The 17,240-nt window shown below is 51.9% G+C and carries 16 protein-coding genes; 9 read left to right on the top strand and 7 right to left on the bottom strand.

Annotated elements, in window-relative coordinates:
• Positions 1 to 8: 8 nt before the first annotated feature.
• From Q0231_RS05335 to Q0231_RS05295, 9 genes are all read left to right on the top strand, one after another.
• Positions 9 to 836: an ABC transporter ATP-binding protein gene (locus tag Q0231_RS05335; protein WP_269393237.1), complete on the top strand. Its 828-nt coding sequence runs from the start codon at positions 9 to 11 to the stop codon at positions 834 to 836.
• Between the two features lie 13 nt (positions 837 to 849).
• Entirely contained in the window at positions 850 to 2,109 is a 1,260-nt protein-coding gene (locus Q0231_RS05330; RefSeq protein ID WP_299345995.1) for a phenylacetate--CoA ligase family protein, read from the top strand.
• A 359-nt stretch (positions 2,110 to 2,468) separates the two neighbouring features.
• Positions 2,469 to 4,301 carry a hypothetical protein gene (locus tag Q0231_RS05325; protein WP_299345992.1) on the top strand — a complete coding sequence of 611 codons (1,833 nt, stop codon included), beginning with the start codon at positions 2,469 to 2,471 and terminating at the stop codon, positions 4,299 to 4,301.
• Between the two features lie 182 nt (positions 4,302 to 4,483).
• A complete protein-coding gene (locus tag Q0231_RS05320) occupies positions 4,484 to 5,092 on the top strand; it encodes a TetR/AcrR family transcriptional regulator (RefSeq protein WP_269393234.1) in 609 nt (202 codons plus the stop codon).
• Positions 5,093 to 5,106: 14 nt separating this feature from the next.
• Positions 5,107 to 6,255, top strand: coding sequence for an isovaleryl-CoA dehydrogenase (locus Q0231_RS05315; protein ID WP_299346032.1), 1,149 nt, complete (start codon positions 5,107 to 5,109; stop codon positions 6,253 to 6,255).
• A 23-nt stretch (positions 6,256 to 6,278) separates the two neighbouring features.
• Positions 6,279 to 7,886 (top strand): carboxyl transferase domain-containing protein, encoded by a 1,608-nt coding sequence (locus tag Q0231_RS05310; RefSeq protein ID WP_299345989.1) that lies wholly within the window; start codon positions 6,279 to 6,281, stop codon positions 7,884 to 7,886.
• Positions 7,887 to 7,897: 11 nt separating this feature from the next.
• Positions 7,898 to 9,880, top strand: coding sequence for an acetyl/propionyl/methylcrotonyl-CoA carboxylase subunit alpha (locus Q0231_RS05305; protein WP_299345986.1), 1,983 nt, complete (start codon positions 7,898 to 7,900; stop codon positions 9,878 to 9,880).
• Positions 9,873 to 10,727 carry a hydroxymethylglutaryl-CoA lyase gene (locus Q0231_RS05300; RefSeq protein WP_269393231.1) on the top strand — a complete coding sequence of 285 codons (855 nt, stop codon included), beginning with the start codon at positions 9,873 to 9,875 and terminating at the stop codon, positions 10,725 to 10,727. The genes Q0231_RS05305 and Q0231_RS05300 overlap by 8 nt, the downstream gene beginning before the upstream one ends.
• A 1-nt stretch (position 10,728) precedes the next feature.
• Entirely contained in the window at positions 10,729 to 11,514 is a 786-nt protein-coding gene (locus Q0231_RS05295; protein ID WP_269393230.1) for a crotonase/enoyl-CoA hydratase family protein, read from the top strand.
• An 8-nt stretch (positions 11,515 to 11,522) separates the two neighbouring features.
• Here the strand turns inward: Q0231_RS05295 and Q0231_RS05290 are convergent, their stop codons facing one another.
• From Q0231_RS05290 to Q0231_RS05260, 7 genes are all read right to left on the bottom strand, one after another.
• A complete protein-coding gene (locus Q0231_RS05290) occupies positions 11,523 to 12,275 on the bottom strand; it encodes a DUF1028 domain-containing protein (RefSeq protein ID WP_299345979.1) in 753 nt (250 codons plus the stop codon).
• Between the two features lie 30 nt (positions 12,276 to 12,305).
• On the bottom strand, positions 12,306 to 13,100 hold the full coding sequence (locus tag Q0231_RS05285) for an enoyl-CoA hydratase-related protein (protein WP_299345977.1): 795 nt from the start codon (positions 13,098 to 13,100) through the stop codon (positions 12,306 to 12,308).
• Positions 13,101 to 13,118: 18 nt separating this feature from the next.
• Positions 13,119 to 14,048: an FAD-binding protein gene (locus Q0231_RS05280; RefSeq protein WP_299345975.1), complete on the bottom strand. Its 930-nt coding sequence runs from the start codon at positions 14,046 to 14,048 to the stop codon at positions 13,119 to 13,121.
• Entirely contained in the window at positions 14,048 to 14,797 is a 750-nt protein-coding gene (locus Q0231_RS05275; protein ID WP_299345973.1) for an electron transfer flavoprotein subunit beta/FixA family protein, read from the bottom strand. The genes Q0231_RS05280 and Q0231_RS05275 overlap by 1 nt, the downstream gene beginning before the upstream one ends.
• Before the next feature lie 26 nt (positions 14,798 to 14,823).
• Positions 14,824 to 16,008 (bottom strand): acetyl-CoA C-acyltransferase, encoded by a 1,185-nt coding sequence (locus Q0231_RS05270; protein ID WP_299345970.1) that lies wholly within the window; start codon positions 16,006 to 16,008, stop codon positions 14,824 to 14,826.
• A gap of 9 nt (positions 16,009 to 16,017) precedes the next feature.
• Entirely contained in the window at positions 16,018 to 16,788 is a 771-nt protein-coding gene (locus Q0231_RS05265) for an SDR family NAD(P)-dependent oxidoreductase (RefSeq protein ID WP_299345967.1), read from the bottom strand.
• 11 nt (positions 16,789 to 16,799) lie between these two features.
• A partial coding sequence (locus tag Q0231_RS05260) for an enoyl-CoA hydratase-related protein (RefSeq protein ID WP_299345964.1) occupies positions 16,800 to 17,240 on the bottom strand: 441 nt, incomplete at its 5' end.

Below are 17,240 nucleotides of genomic sequence, written 5' to 3'. Positions count from 1 at the left end.
TGAGCAACATGAAACCACAAATTGCTGCAACCGGGAATGGCCTGGCAAATGAGACCATCCTTTCCGTCAACAATATTGAGGTCGTATTTAACGAAGTTATTCTCGTTTTGCGCGGCCTCAACCTAAAAGTCGCGCGGGGCAAAATTACTGCCCTGCTCGGCACTAACGGTGCAGGCAAGTCGACCACCTTAAAGGCAATCACAAACTTGCTGGCCACCGAAGACGGTGAAGTCACACGCGGCACCATCACTTATGAGGATGACGATGTGACCGAGATTGGGCCAGAAGCGCTGGTGCGCAAGGGCATCTTCTTGGTGATGGAAGGACGCGGTATTCTGCAAGACATGACCGTGATCGAAAACTTGCGCTTGGGCGCCTACTCGCGGCCCAACGCCAAAATTAACGAAGAAATCGAACAAGTCTTCAAATATTTCCCTCGCCTTAAAGAGCGCACAGGGCTTGCTGGATATCTATCCGGCGGAGAGCAGCAAATGCTCGCCATTGGTCGCGCCTTGATGGCAAAACCCAAGCTCATTCTCATGGATGAGCCCTCCATGGGTCTATCGCCCCTTTTGGTGAAAGAGGTGTTCCGTATCATCAAGCGGCTCAATAAGGAGCTGGGCATATCCATCCTGCTGGTAGAGCAAAACGCCAATATGGCGCTGCATGTGGCAGATGATGGGTACATCATGGAAAACGGCAAGATCGTGCTTGACGGAACCGCCGAAGAATTGATGGCCAACGAAGATGTTAAAGAATTTTACTTAGGCGGCGGCGGTGAACGACGTTCGTTCAAAGACATTAAAAGCTATAAGCGCCGCAAGCGCTGGTTGTAGGCGGGTAACAGCTATGAGTGAAAGCGCATCAAACGGACACACTTACTTTTCGCCCTTGGAGGCGCGCGCACCGATGGAGCGCGAAGAATCCCTCTTCATCGCCCTGCGCGGACAGTTGAAGAACGCTGTGACCAACAGTCCCTATTGGGCACAAAAGCTCGCACAAACGGATATTGAAGCGATCAATGACCGTGAAGCTTTAGCAAACTTGCCCACTTTGTCCAAAAGCGATTTGGTGGAACTGCAAGACAAAAAACCTCTTTTTGGCGGCATTGCGCCCGCCAATAGCGATGTACGACGGGTCTTTTATTCTCCCGGACCCATCGTGGAGCCGCAACCCGGTGGCACTGACCCTTGGCGCATGTCTGCTGCGCTTTTTGCCGCCGGGATGCGGCGCGGCGACGTCATTGCAAACTGCTTTAGTTATCACCTAACGCCTGCGGGCTTTATGTTTGATGAAGCCGCAGCGCAACTCGGTTGCATTACGTTTCCAGCGGGTGTGGGAAACACCGAAACTTTGGTGGAAGCCTTCAACCATTTCGCGATTTCAGGTTATGTCGGCACCCCAGACTTTTTGCAGATCATATTGGAAAAAGCCAAGAGCTTGGGCAATGATATCACCAGCGTGCAAAACGCCCTGGTATCCGGTGGGCCGCTATTTCCTGTTATGCGTGATTGGTACGCAGCACAGGGAGTAAACATCAAGCAATGTTATGGCACAGCCGAGCTTGGCCTGATCGCTTACGAAACGGACGCACCTGAAAATGGCATGGTTATCGCCGAAAACTGCATTGTTGAAATTGTTCGACCCGGCACATCAGATCCTGTTTTGCCCGGTGAGGTAGGTGAAGTTGTGGTCACCACTTTTGATCCCAACTATCCACTGATCCGTTTTGCAACGGGTGACTTGTCGGCCATCCAAGCAGGTCAATCATCATGTGGGCGCACCAATGCACGGCTGAAAGGCTGGATGGGCCGCGCGGACCAAACCACAAAGGTGCGTGGCATGTTTGTCCATCCACGCCAAATTGCCAAAATTGTTAAATCCTATCCGGAAATGGGCCGCGCGCGGCTTGAAGTCAGCGAAACGGAAGGCAAAGATCAAATGACATTCATTTGTGAGCTGCCACACAATGATGACGCGGTACTTGATCAGATCGCCCAAAGCGTTCGTGCCGAATGTCGTTTGCGGGCTGATGTCCGCATTGTGCCGCTGAACAGTTTGCCAAATGATGGTAAGGTCATCGAGGATCGGCGCGCGATTGGCGTTTAGTCTTTCACGTCGTTTCCAGAGTTGAATGGCCATAATCCAATTACGTGCTCCGATTGGTTAGACAATTCATTTTGAAAAAAATGAACTATGCCTCTTGTATTGCTAGGTGTGCTGCCTACATAACACACTATTACAGCAATTTGAGGTGCGCGCTTTTGCCACCGACTGAGCGATGACGTTTGATAAACGCAATTTGACTCGGTGCGAGGCTAAGGCACATACTCAATTGATTGTGAGATTAGGGCGGTGCCAACGCAACGTCACATTTCGCTGTTAGGTGGAGGAACCGTCAAGCGTTCATTAAAGGTCTTGGGTCTACCTATCGGTCATCAATTTGGGAATTTTGGAAAGCCGACATCATGCAAAAAAACATTTCAGGCGGGGCCAAAAAGGGCCTCAAAACGCTCCTGCTAGCAGGTTGTGCATCGCTTGCGTTCAGCGCAGGCACATCGTATGCGCAAGACAGCACCTCAGCGCCATCAACGCAAAGCGCAACAATCACATCGTCATCAATGAAATATTCGCTCGAAGTGGGCAATATTGATGCGGTTGATTCAAACGTTGATGCGCAAACTATTCGCGACGTTATTTCTGGCAAATTGGTGGAAAACGCCAACGCCTTGGCAGGATTGAACGCCAAAAGCATATTCATTCCAGAGATTAAGCTGATCTACACAATCGAAGTGGACGGCAAAGTCTCAGACAATGAGTTTGTGTTCAAAAACATCGCGCTGACCAATGTTAAAAATGGTATCGCGCAGACTGCCTCTATGGAAGCGGTAACTGGCAACATGTCGCCAAATGCGGGCGCTGACATGGATGAGCAATTCAAGCTTGCGTTGGGTCAGTCAACCATTACCCAGTTTAACCTTGGCGCCGTGCTCAATGCATATGGGCTTTTGGCACCAAAAAACTTTGAAATGACCACGCTTTATCAGGACTATATCGTTTCAGGCGGCTCATTGGACGCCGGTCCTGTTCACTGCGATATTGGCAAATACCAGGCAGGTCCCGATAGCGCACGTGCTATGGAGGTTTCCTATCCTGAGTTGATGACTTTGGCTGCGGAACTTGAAGCCAACAACGATCCTTCGCCTGAGCAAATCGTTAAAATGGCAGACTTCTATGCGGATTTGCTTTTTGCGTACAAAACTTCGCCCGCCGTTTTTGATGGCTTGAGCTGTGCGGGAACGCAAGACGGTACAAGTTTTGACTTCAGTTTGGGTAAAGTTATGGTCGGCGCAATGGGCAACGGCATTTACCCGTCGTTCGAAGTAAACGACATTGCCGTCAAAGTGTCCGGCAAAGAAAATGGTGAGTTCAAGCTGGGTAACTTCACCTTCAAAGAGATTGACTTCAATCCAACAGTTGAAGCCTATAAGCAGATTGAGGATGTTTCGGCCCTCAATAAAGATTGGTTTGAGGCCAATTTCCGTTCCTTCATCCCTTCCTTTGGTGGTCTTTCAATTTCGAACTTCTTTGCGGACGTACCAGATGAAGACAATGGTGTCCGGATAAAAGTAGAAGTTGCCGAAATTGACGTAAGCCTTGCCGATTATGTAAACGGCATACCGTCCAACATCTCATTGTCCACAACTGGCCTACAAGCGGACGTGCCTGAAAACCCATCAGACGATGGCTTGAAGCAGCTACGTGCATTGGGTATTGAACGCCTCAATGTTGGGTATGAAATGACGTTGAGCTGGGACGAAGCTGCCCAGGCGATCAACCTTGCACGGTTGATGTTCACCGGTGAAAAACTGGGCACGGTTGATGTGTCAGGTTATTTTGTTGGCGCAACGGCTGAGCTTTTTGCAACTGACCCACAAACCGCAATGATCGCGGCCATGGGCCTTGGGGTAAAAGAGCTGGACATCCAATTGGACAACCAAGGTTTCCTTGATATTGCATTGGCACAAGCCGCGGCAGAACAAGGCGCGCCGGTTGAAGCCTTCCAGACCCAAGTGTCTGCCATGGCAAATGGCATGATCGTTGGATTACTTGGCGGGGTTGATCAGGCCGTTGACTTGGGCGCGGCTGTTTCAAACTTCATCGCGGGCGATGCTTCATATGTTGGCATTGCGGTAACTTCAAAAACCGAAACGGGTGTTGGCATGCCACAAATCATGGCTTTGCAATCGGATCCAACAAAGATCCTTGAATATGTGGATATTGAAACAACCACTGAATAATCTACTTATCCATTAAGCATTCAAGCCCGCGCTGACTCAAATGTCGGCGCGGGCTTTTTTGTCAGCTTGGCTGTTCATCCAAACCCATTGTGTAAGTCTAGCTGTTGTGGTAAATAAACAAACGTTCATTTAATTCGAGTCGCAGCAGTGACTCGATTGGCGGGGAGGCCAAGGGCACAAATATGGCGCGAACAACAGGTTCAAATGGCGAAGAAACCGCACGTCGCATCGACGAGGTTGCGCTAAAACTATTTGCGCAAAAAGGTTATGCCGCTGTGTCTATGCGCGAAATCGCCCGAGAAGTCGGCGTGCAAGCAGGCGCGCTATATAATTACAGCCCCAACAAGCAAGACCTGCTGGCCCGTTTGATGATTGAGCATATGGAAGCGCTGCTCAGCGCATGGGATGCACAAAACCCTTCACTGCTTTCGCCCCTTGATGCCCTTAAAGCCTTTGTGCTGTTTCACATCCGCTACCACGTCGAACGGCCGGACCATGTGTTCATTTCCTATATGGAGCTGCGCAATCTCGAGGCTGAGAATTTTGCCAAGGTAGAAGAGCTGCGCCGCCAATATGAAGCCGCGCTCAAGGCAATTTTGAAGCGCGGATCCATTGATCACCTATTCAACATTGCAGACGTACATGTGACCGCCATGGCGATCCTTGCCCAATTAACAGGCGTGACCACTTGGTATCGCGCCAAAGGGCGCCTCAGCCAATCTAAAATTGAAGAAATCTACACACAACTTGTGTGCCAAAGCGTCGGCGCGCAACCATCGGAGGAAGTTTGATGTTCACCACTGGAATGAATTTTGCCCTCGGCGAAGACTTAGAAGCGTTGCGCGACATGGTACACCGTTTTGCCCAAGATCGTATTGCGCCGATAGCCGCCCAAATTGATGAAACCAACCAGTTCCCAAACGAGTTATGGAAAGAGTTTGGAGATTTGGGGTTATTGGGCGTCACGGTTTCTGAAGAATATGGTGGCGCAAATATGGGCTATTTGGCCCATTGTATTGTGGTTGAAGAACTCAGCCGCGCATCAGCCTCTGTTGGTCTGTCCTATGGCGCGCATTCCAACTTGTGTGTGAACCAAATCTTTCGCAATGGAACTGAAGAGCAACGCGCCAAATATCTCCCTAAATTGATTTCAGGTGAACATGTGGGCGCATTGGCCATGTCTGAGCCGGGTGCGGGTTCCGATGTTGTTTCGATGCAACTTAAAGCTGAAGCGGCGCAAGGTGGTTTCCTACTAACCGGCAACAAAATGTGGATCACCAACGGCCCGGATGCAGATACGTTGGTTGTTTACGCCAAAACAGACCCAGATGCCGGCTCAAAAGGCATGACTGCCTTTATCGTGCAAAAGGACTTTGACGGCTTCTCGACCGCTCAAAAACTCGACAAGCTCGGCATGCGTGGTTCGAACACTTGCGAATTGGTGTTTGATAAGTGCTTTGTGCCAGAAGAAAATGTGCTTGGTGAAGTGGGCAAAGGCGTGCGCGTTCTGATGTCTGGTTTGGACTATGAGCGTGTCGTGCTTGCAGCTGGTCCGGTCGGCATCATGCATGCGGTGTTGGATGTGGTTGTGCCTTACGTGCATGAGCGCAAACAGTTTGGCCAAGCGATTGGCGAGTTTCAATTGGTGCAAGGTAAATTGGCGGACATCTATTCCACCATGAACGCCTCTCGTGCATATGTTTATGCAGTGGCACAAGCTTGTGACCGTGGTGAAACCACCCGCAAAGACGCCGCGGGCTGCATCTTGTACTCAGCCGAAAAAGCAACGCAAGTTGCGCTTGACGGCATTCAATTGCTCGGCGGTAATGGCTACATCAATGAATACCCAACGGGTCGTTTGTTGCGTGATGCAAAGCTTTATGAGATCGGTGCGGGCACCAGCGAAATTCGCCGGATGTTGATTGGCCGCGAAATGTTCAGCGAAACCAAATAATCGTCACTTAGGGGAGCGCCGCCATGTCGGTTATCAAGTCGCAAATTTCGATCAAGTCAGAGCAATTTATCGCCAATAAAAAGGCGCTGGAAAGTCAAATGGCCGACATCGCTGCCGCAACTGACCTTGCGCGGTTTGGTGGTGGCGAGCGTTCGCGAGAACGCCACCTGTCGCGGGGCAAATTGTTGCCGCGTGATCGGGTCACCAAACTTTTGGATCCCGGTTCTCCCTTTATGGAACTCGGTGCAACTGCTGCGCACGGGCTTTACGATGGTGCGGCACCCGGCGCTGGCCTGATCACAGGCATTGGCCGCGTCGCGGGCCAAGAGGTGATGGTGGTGTGTAATGATGCCACTGTTAAGGGTGGCACTTACTATCCAATGACGGTGAAAAAACACTTGCGTGCGCAAGAAGTAGCGCTCGAAAACAATTTGCCGTGTGTCTATCTGGTGGATAGCGGCGGGGCAAACTTGCCCAACCAAGACGAGGTGTTTGCCGACCGTGATCACTTTGGTCGCATTTTTTACAACCAAGCCAATATGTCGGCGCGCGGCATCCCCCAAATTGCCGTGGTGATGGGGTCATGCACCGCTGGGGGCGCTTATGTGCCCGCCATGTCGGATGAAACTATCATCGTAAAAGAACAAGGCACGATCTTTTTGGCTGGACCACCGCTGGTAAAAGCGGCCACAGGCGAAGTTGTGACGGCTGAAGACTTGGGCGGCGGCGATGTGCATACGCGGCTTTCAGGTGTCGCGGATCATCTGGCTGAAAACGATCAGCATGCACTCGAGTTGGCTCGCCAAGCGGTGTCAAAACTCAACCGGGTGAAGCCAAGCCAATTGTTGATGCAATCATCAGAAGCGCCGCTTTATGATCCAGATGAAATTATTGGCGTTGTGCCCGGTGATCTGAAAACTCCATATGATATCCGTGAGGTCATTGCCCGTACGGTCGATGGTTCGCGTTTTGACGAATTCAAATCGCGTTACGGCATAACTTTGGTCTGTGGCTTTGCCCATATCCACGGCATGCCCGTTGGCATTATCGCTAATAATGGCGTGCTGTTTTCCGAAAGCGCCGTTAAAGGCGCCCACTTTGTAGAGCTGTGCTCGCAGCGCAAAATCCCACTGGTGTTTCTGCAAAATATCACCGGATTTATGGTCGGTCGCCGTTACGAAAACGAAGGCATCGCCAAACATGGCGCCAAGCTCGTAACCGCTGTGGCCACCACCTCAGTGCCAAAAGTTACGGTGCTTGTGGGTGGATCATTCGGCGCGGGAAACTACGGCATGTGCGGCCGCGCTTATCAACCACGCTTTCTGTGGACATGGCCAAACTCACGCATTTCTGTGATGGGTGGCGAACAGGCCGCGGGCGTTCTCGCCACCGTCAAACGCGATGGTTATGAGCGCAAAGGTGAGGATTGGTCACAAGACGAAGAGGCAGCCTTCAAGCAACCCATCATCGACCAGTTCGAAACCCAATCGCACCCACTTTATGCCTCTGCCCGCCTGTGGGACGATGGCATCATTCACCCGGCCCGCACGCGTGACCAACTGGCCCTATCACTTTCCGCAAGCTTGAACGCCCCGATTGCAGATACGCAATTCGGCGTGTTTAGAATGTAGGGGAATACGAGATGTTTAAAAAAATTCTCATTGCTAACCGTGGTGAAATCGCTTGCCGGATTATGCGCACAGCCCAATCTATGGGCGTCAAATGTGTAGCGGTTTATTCTGATGCAGACGCAAATGCGCAGCATGTGAAGATGGCGGACGAAGCCTATCGGCTTGGTCCAGCACCTGTGGCTGAAAGCTATTTGCGGGTCGATAAAATTCTTGAGGCGATCAAGCTTTCTGGCGCTGAAGCGGTGCATCCAGGATATGGTTTCCTTTCCGAAAACCCTGACTTTGTGGGTGCGCTGGATGAAGCTGGTGTACGGTTCATTGGCCCTTCGGCTGACGCTATCCGCGCCATGGGCCTAAAAGATGCTGCAAAAGCTTTGATGGAAAAAGCCAATGTACCGGTGGTACCCGGCTATCATGGGAACGAACAAGACCCTGACTTTTTGGCCATTGAGGCAGATAAAATCGGCTATCCGGTTTTAATCAAGGCCCGCGCAGGCGGCGGCGGCAAAGGCATGCGCCGGGTGGATGATCCAGCGGAATTTAAATCATCCCTCGAAAGCGCATCACGCGAAGGTCAATCGAGCTTTGGCGACGGACGTGTTTTGATTGAAAAATACATTACCACCCCGCGCCATATCGAAATTCAAGTGTTTGGCGATGATCACGGCAACGCTGTGCACCTGTTTGAGCGCGATTGCTCATTGCAACGCCGCCACCAAAAGGTGATCGAAGAAGCCCCTGCCCCGGGCATGACACAAGAGATGCGCAAAGCCATGGGCGATGCGGCGGTGACCGCTGCCAAGGCCATAAACTATTCGGGCGCAGGCACCATTGAGTTCATTGTTGATGCGGCCAATGGTCTAAACCCCAACGGCTTCTATTTCATGGAAATGAATACGCGTTTGCAAGTGGAACATCCGGTCACCGAAATGATCACCGGCCAAGATTTGGTCGCGTGGCAATTGCGGGTCGCCAGTGGGGAAACCCTGCCTAAAACTCAGGATGAATTGTCAATCAGTGGATGGGCATTTGAAGCACGACTATATGCCGAAGATGTGCCGAAGGGCTTTTTGCCCGCGACTGGCACATTGGCGCATTTGAACCTGCCAGCAAGCAGCGCCCGCATAGATTCAGGCGTGGTGACGGGTGATGTGATCTCGCCGTTTTATGATCCGATGATTGCCAAAATCACAGTGCACGGCGAAAATCGCAAAGAGGCGTTGAACGGTTTGGCTTCGGCTTTGGGCAAATCTGAAATTGCCGGGTCGGTGACCAACCGAGCATTTTTGGCTGCGCTATGTGCGCACGAAGGGTTTAGCAATGGTGAGGTGGATACAGGCCTGATCGAACGTGACCTTGATGCGTTAATTGTCGCACCACGACCAACAGAGGCGGCAATCTCGGCGGCTGCCCTGATCGGGCTGGGCCTCGCCCGCACGCCTGTTTCGGCAGATCCATGGGATCAGCTTGCCGGGTGGCGCACTTGGTCAGGCGAAACGGACAGCATTGAGCTTGATCACGAGGGTGAGCGCTTGAGTTATGACGTGGTACTTGGCAATGGCAAACACTTCAACATTTCAGATGATGATAGCGATTTAGATGTTGAGTTGCTGGGCGCAAGCGCTAGCAGCATTTCGCTTGCGGTTAATGGTCAGCGTCACCAACTGGGTTTCTTTGCCAACCAAGATTTCATCTCAATTTTCACCGGAACTGATACGTTCACGTTTGATCGTGTGAAACTGGAATTGGCCGGTGAGGGCGCGCTTTCAGGCGACGCTATATTGTCGCCCATGCCCGGTTCTGTTGTGGCGTTGAACGCAAACGTTGGCGATCAGGTTTCACAGGGCGATAAACTGATTGTAGTTGAAGCCATGAAAATGGAACACGCACTGCTGGCCCCACGCGATGGGGTAATCGAAGCGGTACTCGTCAGCCTTGGTGATCAAGTTGAAGACGGCGGCTTGCTGATCCAATTGGAGCCAGAAGATGAGTGATTTTGTCACCATCTTTGAGATGGGCCCGCGTGATGGGTTGCAAAACGAAAAGAAGCATATCTCCACAAGTGACAAGATTAAACTGGTGGATATGCTCTCAGATTGCGGGTTCAAAAAAATCGAAGTCACGAGCTTTGTCTCCCCCAAATGGGTGCCCCAAATGGCTGACGCGGCCGAGGTTCTTGCAGGCATAGTTCGGCGCGAGAATATTTCATATGCGGCCCTCACGCCCAACTTGCGCGGATATGAAGGCGCGCGGGCAGCCAAGACAAATGAAGTCGCCATTTTTGCGTCAGCCTCAGAGGGCTTTAGCCAAAAAAACATCAATTGCTCCATTGCTGAAAGCATTGAACGGTTCAAACCAGTTCTAGAAGCGGCAAAAGCCGATGGCATGCCCGTGCGCGGCTATGTGTCCTGCGTCACCGATTGCCCTTACGATGGGCCAACAGCGCCAGAAGCTGTGGTAAGGGTTGCAACGCAATTGCTCGATTTGGGCTGTTATGAAATTAGTCTTGGCGACACAATTGGCGCAGCCGCACCTGAAACCACGTCCCTAATGCTCGAAGCTGTTCTCGCCTTGGTGCCGGCTAACAAATTGGCCGGGCACTTTCATGACACCAAGGGCCGCGCCATCGACAATATCGAAGTTTGTTTGGGCTATGGCATACGCACTTTTGATGCAGCTGTTGGCGGGTTGGGCGGCTGCCCCTATGCGCCGGGTGCAAAAGGCAATGTGGCCACCGAAGCGGTGGTTGAAATGCTGGTCGCAAAAGGGTTCACAACGGGCATTGATGCAGGCAAGCTCTCAAAAGCAAGCAGTTTTGCGCTGTCCCTGAAAGGGCAATAAAATGACGTTTCAGTATATCCAGCTCACAACCGACAATCGCGGAGTTACAACACTCACGCTTGATCGCGCAGACAAGCATAATGCGCTCAATGCAGACATGTGTGATGAGATCAAAACGGCGGCGCAAATGATCAATCAAGATCAGAACATCCGCGCAGTTATCTTGGCCGCAAATGGCAAGAGTTTTTGCGCGGGTGGTGATTTGGCCTGGATGCGCGAGCAATTTGATGCGACGCGAGAAGTGCGCATCGCCGAAGCCAAGCGCTTAGCCAATATGCTGTTTGCGCTCAATACGCTCAAAAAGCCGCTGATCGGCAAAGTGCAAGGCAACGCCTTTGGCGGTGGCATTGGTATGATGTCTGTTTGCGACGTGGTTGTGTCCGTTGAAGGCGCAAAATTCGGCCTCACCGAAACAAAACTTGGCCTGATCCCCGCAACCATCAGCCCCTATGTGTTGGCGCGTATGGGTGAAGACAAAGCGCGCCGTGTTTTCATGTCAGCACGTCTTTTCGACACGAAAGAAGCGATGGCGCTTAATCTTGTCGCTAAGTCTTGTTCGGCTGATGAGTTGGATGCAGTGGTTGAAACAGAAGTCTTGCCTTATCTGCAAACTGCTCCCGGCGCAGTCGCGCGCGCCAAGCAATTGGCCCGCGCGCTGGGTCCAAGAATTGACGAAGAGGTGATCGATTTCACTGTCAATCAGCTCGCCGATTGTTGGGAAGACCCTGAAGCGCATGAAGGTATTTCAGCCTTTTTTGATAAGCGCAAAGCAAACTGGGTGGAGTAGTTCTTCACCTATATAATAGTGCCTGACGCTAGGGATGGACTTTTGTAGCCGCTCTCTTCGCGTTCCTTGTTTGCAGCTTCCATTTTGGCACCAAGTTCATCTTCGTTTTGGTGGCCGCTGAACTTATCTTTGGTGGGCAAAAAGTCTGCAACAATCAAATAGGTTTCTTGCGCCACGGTATAGAGCCGACCTAGTTCAGCGAGCGGGTCCGCGTGGTCGTCTGCGCGAATATCGAGCCACGGATAGTCTTCGCCGCGATGGATCACCATGCCAGCCGACTGTTTGCCGCGCTTGTCACCGCCAGCACGCTCTCCAGCTTCCATCGCCAAGAGCAAACGCTCAGCAAACGGCTTGTCCAAATTGTTGCGATAGGCCTGTGCAGTGTCTTTAACAACGTCTGCGGCAACTAGCATGTTGCCGGCCACTGAGAAACCATCGCCGAGTTCATGTCCCGCCCAATCGGTGCACTCTTCGCCCGTAAAGGCAGCAACATTGCCCTTGCGATCAATCATATGGGCTTGGCGCGTGGCACGGCCCTCGTCCTTTTGAACCATGCCATCAAGAACGTCCAAGGCGCTTTGATCAGCTGCCAATTGGCTCACACCATCGGTGCCCCAAATTGGATTCACCCAACTTTGTGACGCAATGGCATAGTCTGGGCCCACATAGGGCACCATCGCCCCAGCCGCGAAAAAACGGCTGGCCACAATGATACCGACCGCGCCCGTTTCTTGATCGCGTGCAACAATTGAATAAGTCATGGAATCCCCCAAAGCATTTTTGGGATAAGTCTAACGCCGTTTCACAAACTCGGCTACTGCCTGCTTGTGATCATCGGTGTGATGACAGGTGCCTTGCACAATGGCGGTGTGGTCTAAAAAGTCGGGTAGGTTCATCACTTGCGCTTTGCGCATAAGCAATTTGGACTGTCGCACTTGATAGGGTGGTTTGGAGGCGATTTCTTTGGCCAGCTCATGCGCGTGGGTCAACAGTTGCTCGGGTTCCACCACATCCAAAACATAGCCAATGTCTTTGGCTTCCTCTGCCCCAAACAAACGGCCCGTAAAGGTCAGCTCCGCCGCCCGTTGGTATCCGACTACGCGCTGTAAGAAGTAGGCTCCACCATCGCCAGGAATGAGCCCAATATTAACGAAGTTTTCGCCAAATTTTGCGCGTGTCGAGGCTATGCGTATGTCGCACATGCCGGTCAAATCAAAACCTGCGCCAACCGCGGCGCCATTTATCGCAGCAATCACAGGGAAACTGATCTGCGAGAATTTTAAGGGAATGCGCTGGATCGTGGCTTTATAGGCCGCTGCGATGTCTTCCACATTGCCCGAAAACATGCCGGATCGTTCATGCATGTCTTTAACGTTGCCGCCCGACGAAAAGCCTTTGCCAGCCCCTGTGATCACCAACACATGGGCTTCACTTGAGTGCTCGACCCAATCAAGCGTATCAATAATATCGTCGATGAGGTTGGTGCCGGTGAGCGCGTTGCGCACATCATCCCGGTTAAAAGTAAGGGTCGCAACCTTGTCAGCAACCTCCAAAAGCGCATCTTTGAGCTTTGGCATTTCTGACATATCGCGACCCTTTTGTTCTTAAATAGAAGCTGTAAGTTCTGGCACAGCTTCAAACAAATCTGCAACCAAACCATAATCAGCAATCGAGAAGATGGGAGCATCTTCATCGGTATTGATGGCAACGATGATTGTGCTGTCTTTCATGCCCGCCAAATGCTGGATAGCGCCTGAAATGCCGATGGCGATGTAAAGATCTGGCGCGACCACTTTGCCAGTTTGACCCACTTGCCAATCGTTCGGGGCAAAGCCTGCATCAACCGCAGCGCGTGATGCACCAAGTGCTGCGCCGAGTTTATCTGCCAAAGGCTCAAGCAGCTCGTTGAACTTTTCTTTTGAGCCCAATGCACGGCCGCCGGAAATAACGATTTTGGCAGAAGCCAAGTCAACCCGGTCGCCGCCCGCAATTTCAGCACCAACAAAGCTGGAAACAGAATTGCCAACCGATGCGCCATGCACTTCAACGCTAGCTGACCCATCAAGCGCAACCGCTTCAAATGTTGTGGTGCGTACAGTCAGCACTTTTTTGCCATCAGACGTTTGCACTTTTTGGAACGCATTACCTGCATAAATTGGGCGAACGAACGTGTCGGCTGAAATCACTTCGGTCACATCAGAAAGCTGCATGACGTCAAGCAACGCTGCAACCCGTGGCATAGTGTTCTTGCCGTTTGATGTGGCAGGAGCCACGAAGGCATCATATCCATCAGCCATTGAAACGATCAAGTCCGCCACAGGCTCGGCCAATTGGTTGGCAAAAGCAGCGTCGTCAGCAACGATCACTTTGGCAATGCCTGCGATTTTTGCCGCCGTTTCACCAACCGCCGCGCAGCCTTGACCGGCCACGAGCACATGCACTTCTGCGCCCAATTGTGCTGCAGCGTTTGCCGCGCGCAATGTGGCGTCGTTCAATTTATCATTGTCATGTTCTGCAAGTAGAAGTGTAGCCATTAGATCGCTCCCGCTTCGTTTTTCAGTTTGTCGACCAGTTCCGCCACGGAAGCCACTTTGACACCTGCTTTGCGCGCCGCAGGTTCGGTTGTTTCCAAAACCGTCAAACGGTTCTTCACTTCAACGCCAAAGTCACCCGGTGTTTTCACATCCAACGGCTTTTTCTTGGCTTTCATAATGTTGGGCAAAGAGGCATAGCGCGGTTGGTTCAAACGCAAATCGGTGGTGATGATCGCTGGTAGGTTGAGTTTAACAGTCTGCAAACCGCCATCAACTTCACGGGTCACATCAACAGTGCCATCTGCCGTTTCAACTTTAAAGGCGAAAGTGCCTTGTCCCCAGCCAAGCAATGCGGCGAGCATTTGGCCAGTTTGATTGGCATCATCGTCAATCGCTTGTTTGCCCAAAATCACAAGATCAGGGCCTTCAGCTTCAACGACACCTTTAAGAATTTTCGCCACATCGAGCGGTTCAATAGTACCTTCAGCTTGCACAAGGATTGCACGATCCGCACCCATGGCCAAACCAGTGCGCAAAGTTTCTTGCGCTTTGTCTGGGCCGATCGAAACCACGATCACTTCTTCAGCCTTGCCCGCTTCTTTGAGCTTAAGTGCTTCTTCAACCGCGATTTCATCGAACGGGTTCATGCTCATTTTGACATTGTTTAAGTCAACGCCAGAACCATCGGCTTTCACCCGGATTTTAACATTGTAATCAACTACCCGTTTTACGGGAACGAGGATTTTCATTTTCTACCAACTCCTGAAAGGGAAGTTTAAACGATCTCAATCGCAACAGCTGTGGCTTCACCGCCACCAATACAAAGCGAGGCAACACCACGAGTTTTAGAGGTGTGCTCAAGCGCATGCAATAAGGTCACCAGAATTCGTGCGCCAGACGCACCAATTGGGTGCCCAAGGGCACAAGCGCCGCCGTGAATGTTGATTTTGTTGGGGTCAATGTTCAGGTCTTTTTGCGCAGCCATTGTCACAACGGCAAAGGCCTCATTGATCTCCCAAAGGTCAACATCTGCAACGCTCCAGCCGATTTTATCAACCAGTTTTTGCATGGCAGGCACTGGCGCCGTGGTGAACCAACCTGGCTCATGCGCATGGCTTTGGTGACTAACAATCCGCGCGCGGATTGTTAGGCCTTTTGCCTTTGCGTCACTTTCGCGCATCAACACCAATGCCGCCGCACCATCAGAGATCGATGACGCATTTGCTGCTGTTACTGTGCCGTCTTTTGCAAAGGCTGGGCGCAATGTTGGGATTTTCTCGGGACGCGCATTTTTGGGTTGCTCATCTTCAGAAACAACCACTTCACCCTTGCGTGACGAAATGGTCACGGGCGCGATTTCAGCTTCAAATGCACCGGACTTTTGCGCTGCAAGCGCTTTGGTCAAAGAGCCGATCGCGAACTCGTCCTGAGCTTCGCGGCTAAACTCATATTTGCCTGCGCAGTTCTCAGCGAAGTTGCCCATTAGTTCATGACCATCATAGGCATTTTGCAGCCCATCAAAGAACATATGGTCAATAACTTCGGCATGGCCCATGCGGGCGCCACCGCGCATTTTTGGCAAAATGTAGGGCGCATTGGTCATGCTCTCCATGCCACCAGCAACCAACACATCGCCATTGCCTGCTTTAAGCTGATCATGTGCCATCATGACAGACTTCATGCCAGACCCGCACACTTTGGCAATAGTGGTTGATGGTGTACCGAGCGGCAAGCCCGCGCCAAGCGTTGCTTGACGGGCAGGGGCTTGGCCCACGCCAGCGGACAATACATTGCCCATCAAAACTTCAGAAACATCCGCGCCGTCAATGCCAGCACCAGCAAGCGCTGCCTTGATGGCTGTTGCACCAAGGGCTGGGGCCGCAACTGCGCCAAGTTCACCCTGAAAACCACCCATTGGGGTGCGGGCTGCGCCAACAATTACAATTGGGTCATTGCTCATTTGTCTCTCCTATCGCGGTTGCAAGCGCACAGCGCCGTCAATGCGGATTGTTTCGCCATTGATCATTGAGTTGCGAATGATCTCTTCGGCAAGCGATGCATAATCAGCTGGTGTGCCAAGGCGTTTGGGGAAAGGTGTGTTCGCGGCCAGCGATTCTTGTACTTCTTCGCTAAAGCCAGCCATCATTGGGGTCATGAAAATGCCCGGCGCAATGGTCACCACCCGAATTCCGTCGCGGCTCAAGTCACGTGCCATCGGCAACATCATACCAACGACACCGCCTTTTGATGCCGAATATGCAATTTGCCCCACTTGACCTTCATAGGCAGCAACAGATGCAGTATTGATGATAACGCCACGCTCAAGGTCACCGCCCACTGTTTCAAGTTTGGCCATGCCCGCAGCACCCATGGATGCGCAGTGGAATGTGCCGATCAAGTTTACACCAATGGTTTTGGCAAACAGGCCCGGGTCGTGAGGATTGCCCTCACGGTCAATGGTTTTTGCCCCCGGCGCAATGCCCGCACAGTTCACCACAACACGTTCTTGCCCGTTGGCAGCACGCACTTTTTCAAAGCCTGCTGCAACACTTGCCGCATCAGACACATCAACCTTAGCGAATGTGCCGCCAAGTTCGTTGGCGATGGATTCGCCGCGCTCTTCGTTCAGGTCAAACAGGCCAACTTTTACGCCCTTTGCAGCCAAATGCCGCGCAACGCCTTCGCCCAAACCTGAAGCGCCGCCGGTAATGACTGCTGTCAAATCAGAATTAATTTGCATGAATAAAAGTCCTATTCGCCTTTAAAGTCCGGGGCACGCTTGTCGGCAAAAGCCGCCATGCCCTCTTTTTGATCTGCGGTTGCAAACAACGCGTGGAAGGTGCGGCGCTCAAACAATACGCCTTGGCTAATGCCCATCTCTTCGGCTTGGTTTACCGCTTCTTTTGCAGTTTGAGTGGCCAACTTGCCAAACCCAGCGATTTCTGCTGCAATATTTAGAACTTGTTCCACCAATTCGTCCGCTGGGAATACCCGAGCAGCTAAGCCAGAGCGTTCGGCCTCTTCAGCGTCCATCATCCGGCCTGTTAGAACCATGTCCATAGCCTTGGATTTGCCCACTAGTTTGGTCAAACGTTGCGATCCACCCATGCCCGGGATCACGCCAAGCTTGATTTCCGGTTGCCCAAATTTCGCCCGATCGCCAGCGTAAACAACGTCACACATCATCGCCAA

This window comes from uncultured Maritalea sp., assembly GCF_937139385.1.
GTDB lineage: Bacteria > Pseudomonadota > Alphaproteobacteria > Rhizobiales > Devosiaceae > Maritalea > Maritalea porphyrae_A.
The sequence above is the reverse complement of the archived record's forward strand: the minus strand, read 5'-3'. Positions and strand labels throughout refer to the sequence as shown.

Bases quoted from the DNA above. Each gene is read 5' to 3' on its own strand.
- Q0231_RS05275 (WP_299345973.1), bottom strand. From the start codon at position 14,797: ATGAAAATCCTCGTTCCCGTAAAACGGGTAGTTGATTACAATGTTAAA.
- Q0231_RS05290 (WP_299345979.1), bottom strand. From the start codon at position 12,275: ATGACTTATTCAATTGTTGCACGCGATCAAGAAACGGGCGCGGTCGGT.
- Q0231_RS05280 (WP_299345975.1), bottom strand. From the start codon at position 14,048: ATGGCTACACTTCTACTTGCAGAACATGACAATGATAAATTGAACGAC.
- Q0231_RS05335 (WP_269393237.1), top strand. From the start codon at position 9: ATGAAACCACAAATTGCTGCAACCGGGAATGGCCTGGCAAATGAGACC.
- Q0231_RS05270 (WP_299345970.1), bottom strand. From the start codon at position 16,008: ATGAGCAATGACCCAATTGTAATTGTTGGCGCAGCCCGCACCCCAATG.
- Q0231_RS05285 (WP_299345977.1), bottom strand. From the start codon at position 13,100: ATGTCAGAAATGCCAAAGCTCAAAGATGCGCTTTTGGAGGTTGCTGAC.
- Q0231_RS05300 (WP_269393231.1), top strand. From the start codon at position 9,873: ATGAGTGATTTTGTCACCATCTTTGAGATGGGCCCGCGTGATGGGTTG.
- Q0231_RS05330 (WP_299345995.1), top strand. From the start codon at position 850: ATGAGTGAAAGCGCATCAAACGGACACACTTACTTTTCGCCCTTGGAG.
- Q0231_RS05265 (WP_299345967.1), bottom strand. From the start codon at position 16,788: ATGCAAATTAATTCTGATTTGACAGCAGTCATTACCGGCGGCGCTTCA.
- Q0231_RS05325 (WP_299345992.1), top strand. From the start codon at position 2,469: ATGCAAAAAAACATTTCAGGCGGGGCCAAAAAGGGCCTCAAAACGCTC.
- Q0231_RS05295 (WP_269393230.1), top strand. From the start codon at position 10,729: ATGACGTTTCAGTATATCCAGCTCACAACCGACAATCGCGGAGTTACA.
- Q0231_RS05315 (WP_299346032.1), top strand. From the start codon at position 5,107: ATGAATTTTGCCCTCGGCGAAGACTTAGAAGCGTTGCGCGACATGGTA.
- Q0231_RS05310 (WP_299345989.1), top strand. From the start codon at position 6,279: ATGTCGGTTATCAAGTCGCAAATTTCGATCAAGTCAGAGCAATTTATC.
- Q0231_RS05320 (WP_269393234.1), top strand. From the start codon at position 4,484: ATGGCGCGAACAACAGGTTCAAATGGCGAAGAAACCGCACGTCGCATC.
- Q0231_RS05305 (WP_299345986.1), top strand. From the start codon at position 7,898: ATGTTTAAAAAAATTCTCATTGCTAACCGTGGTGAAATCGCTTGCCGG.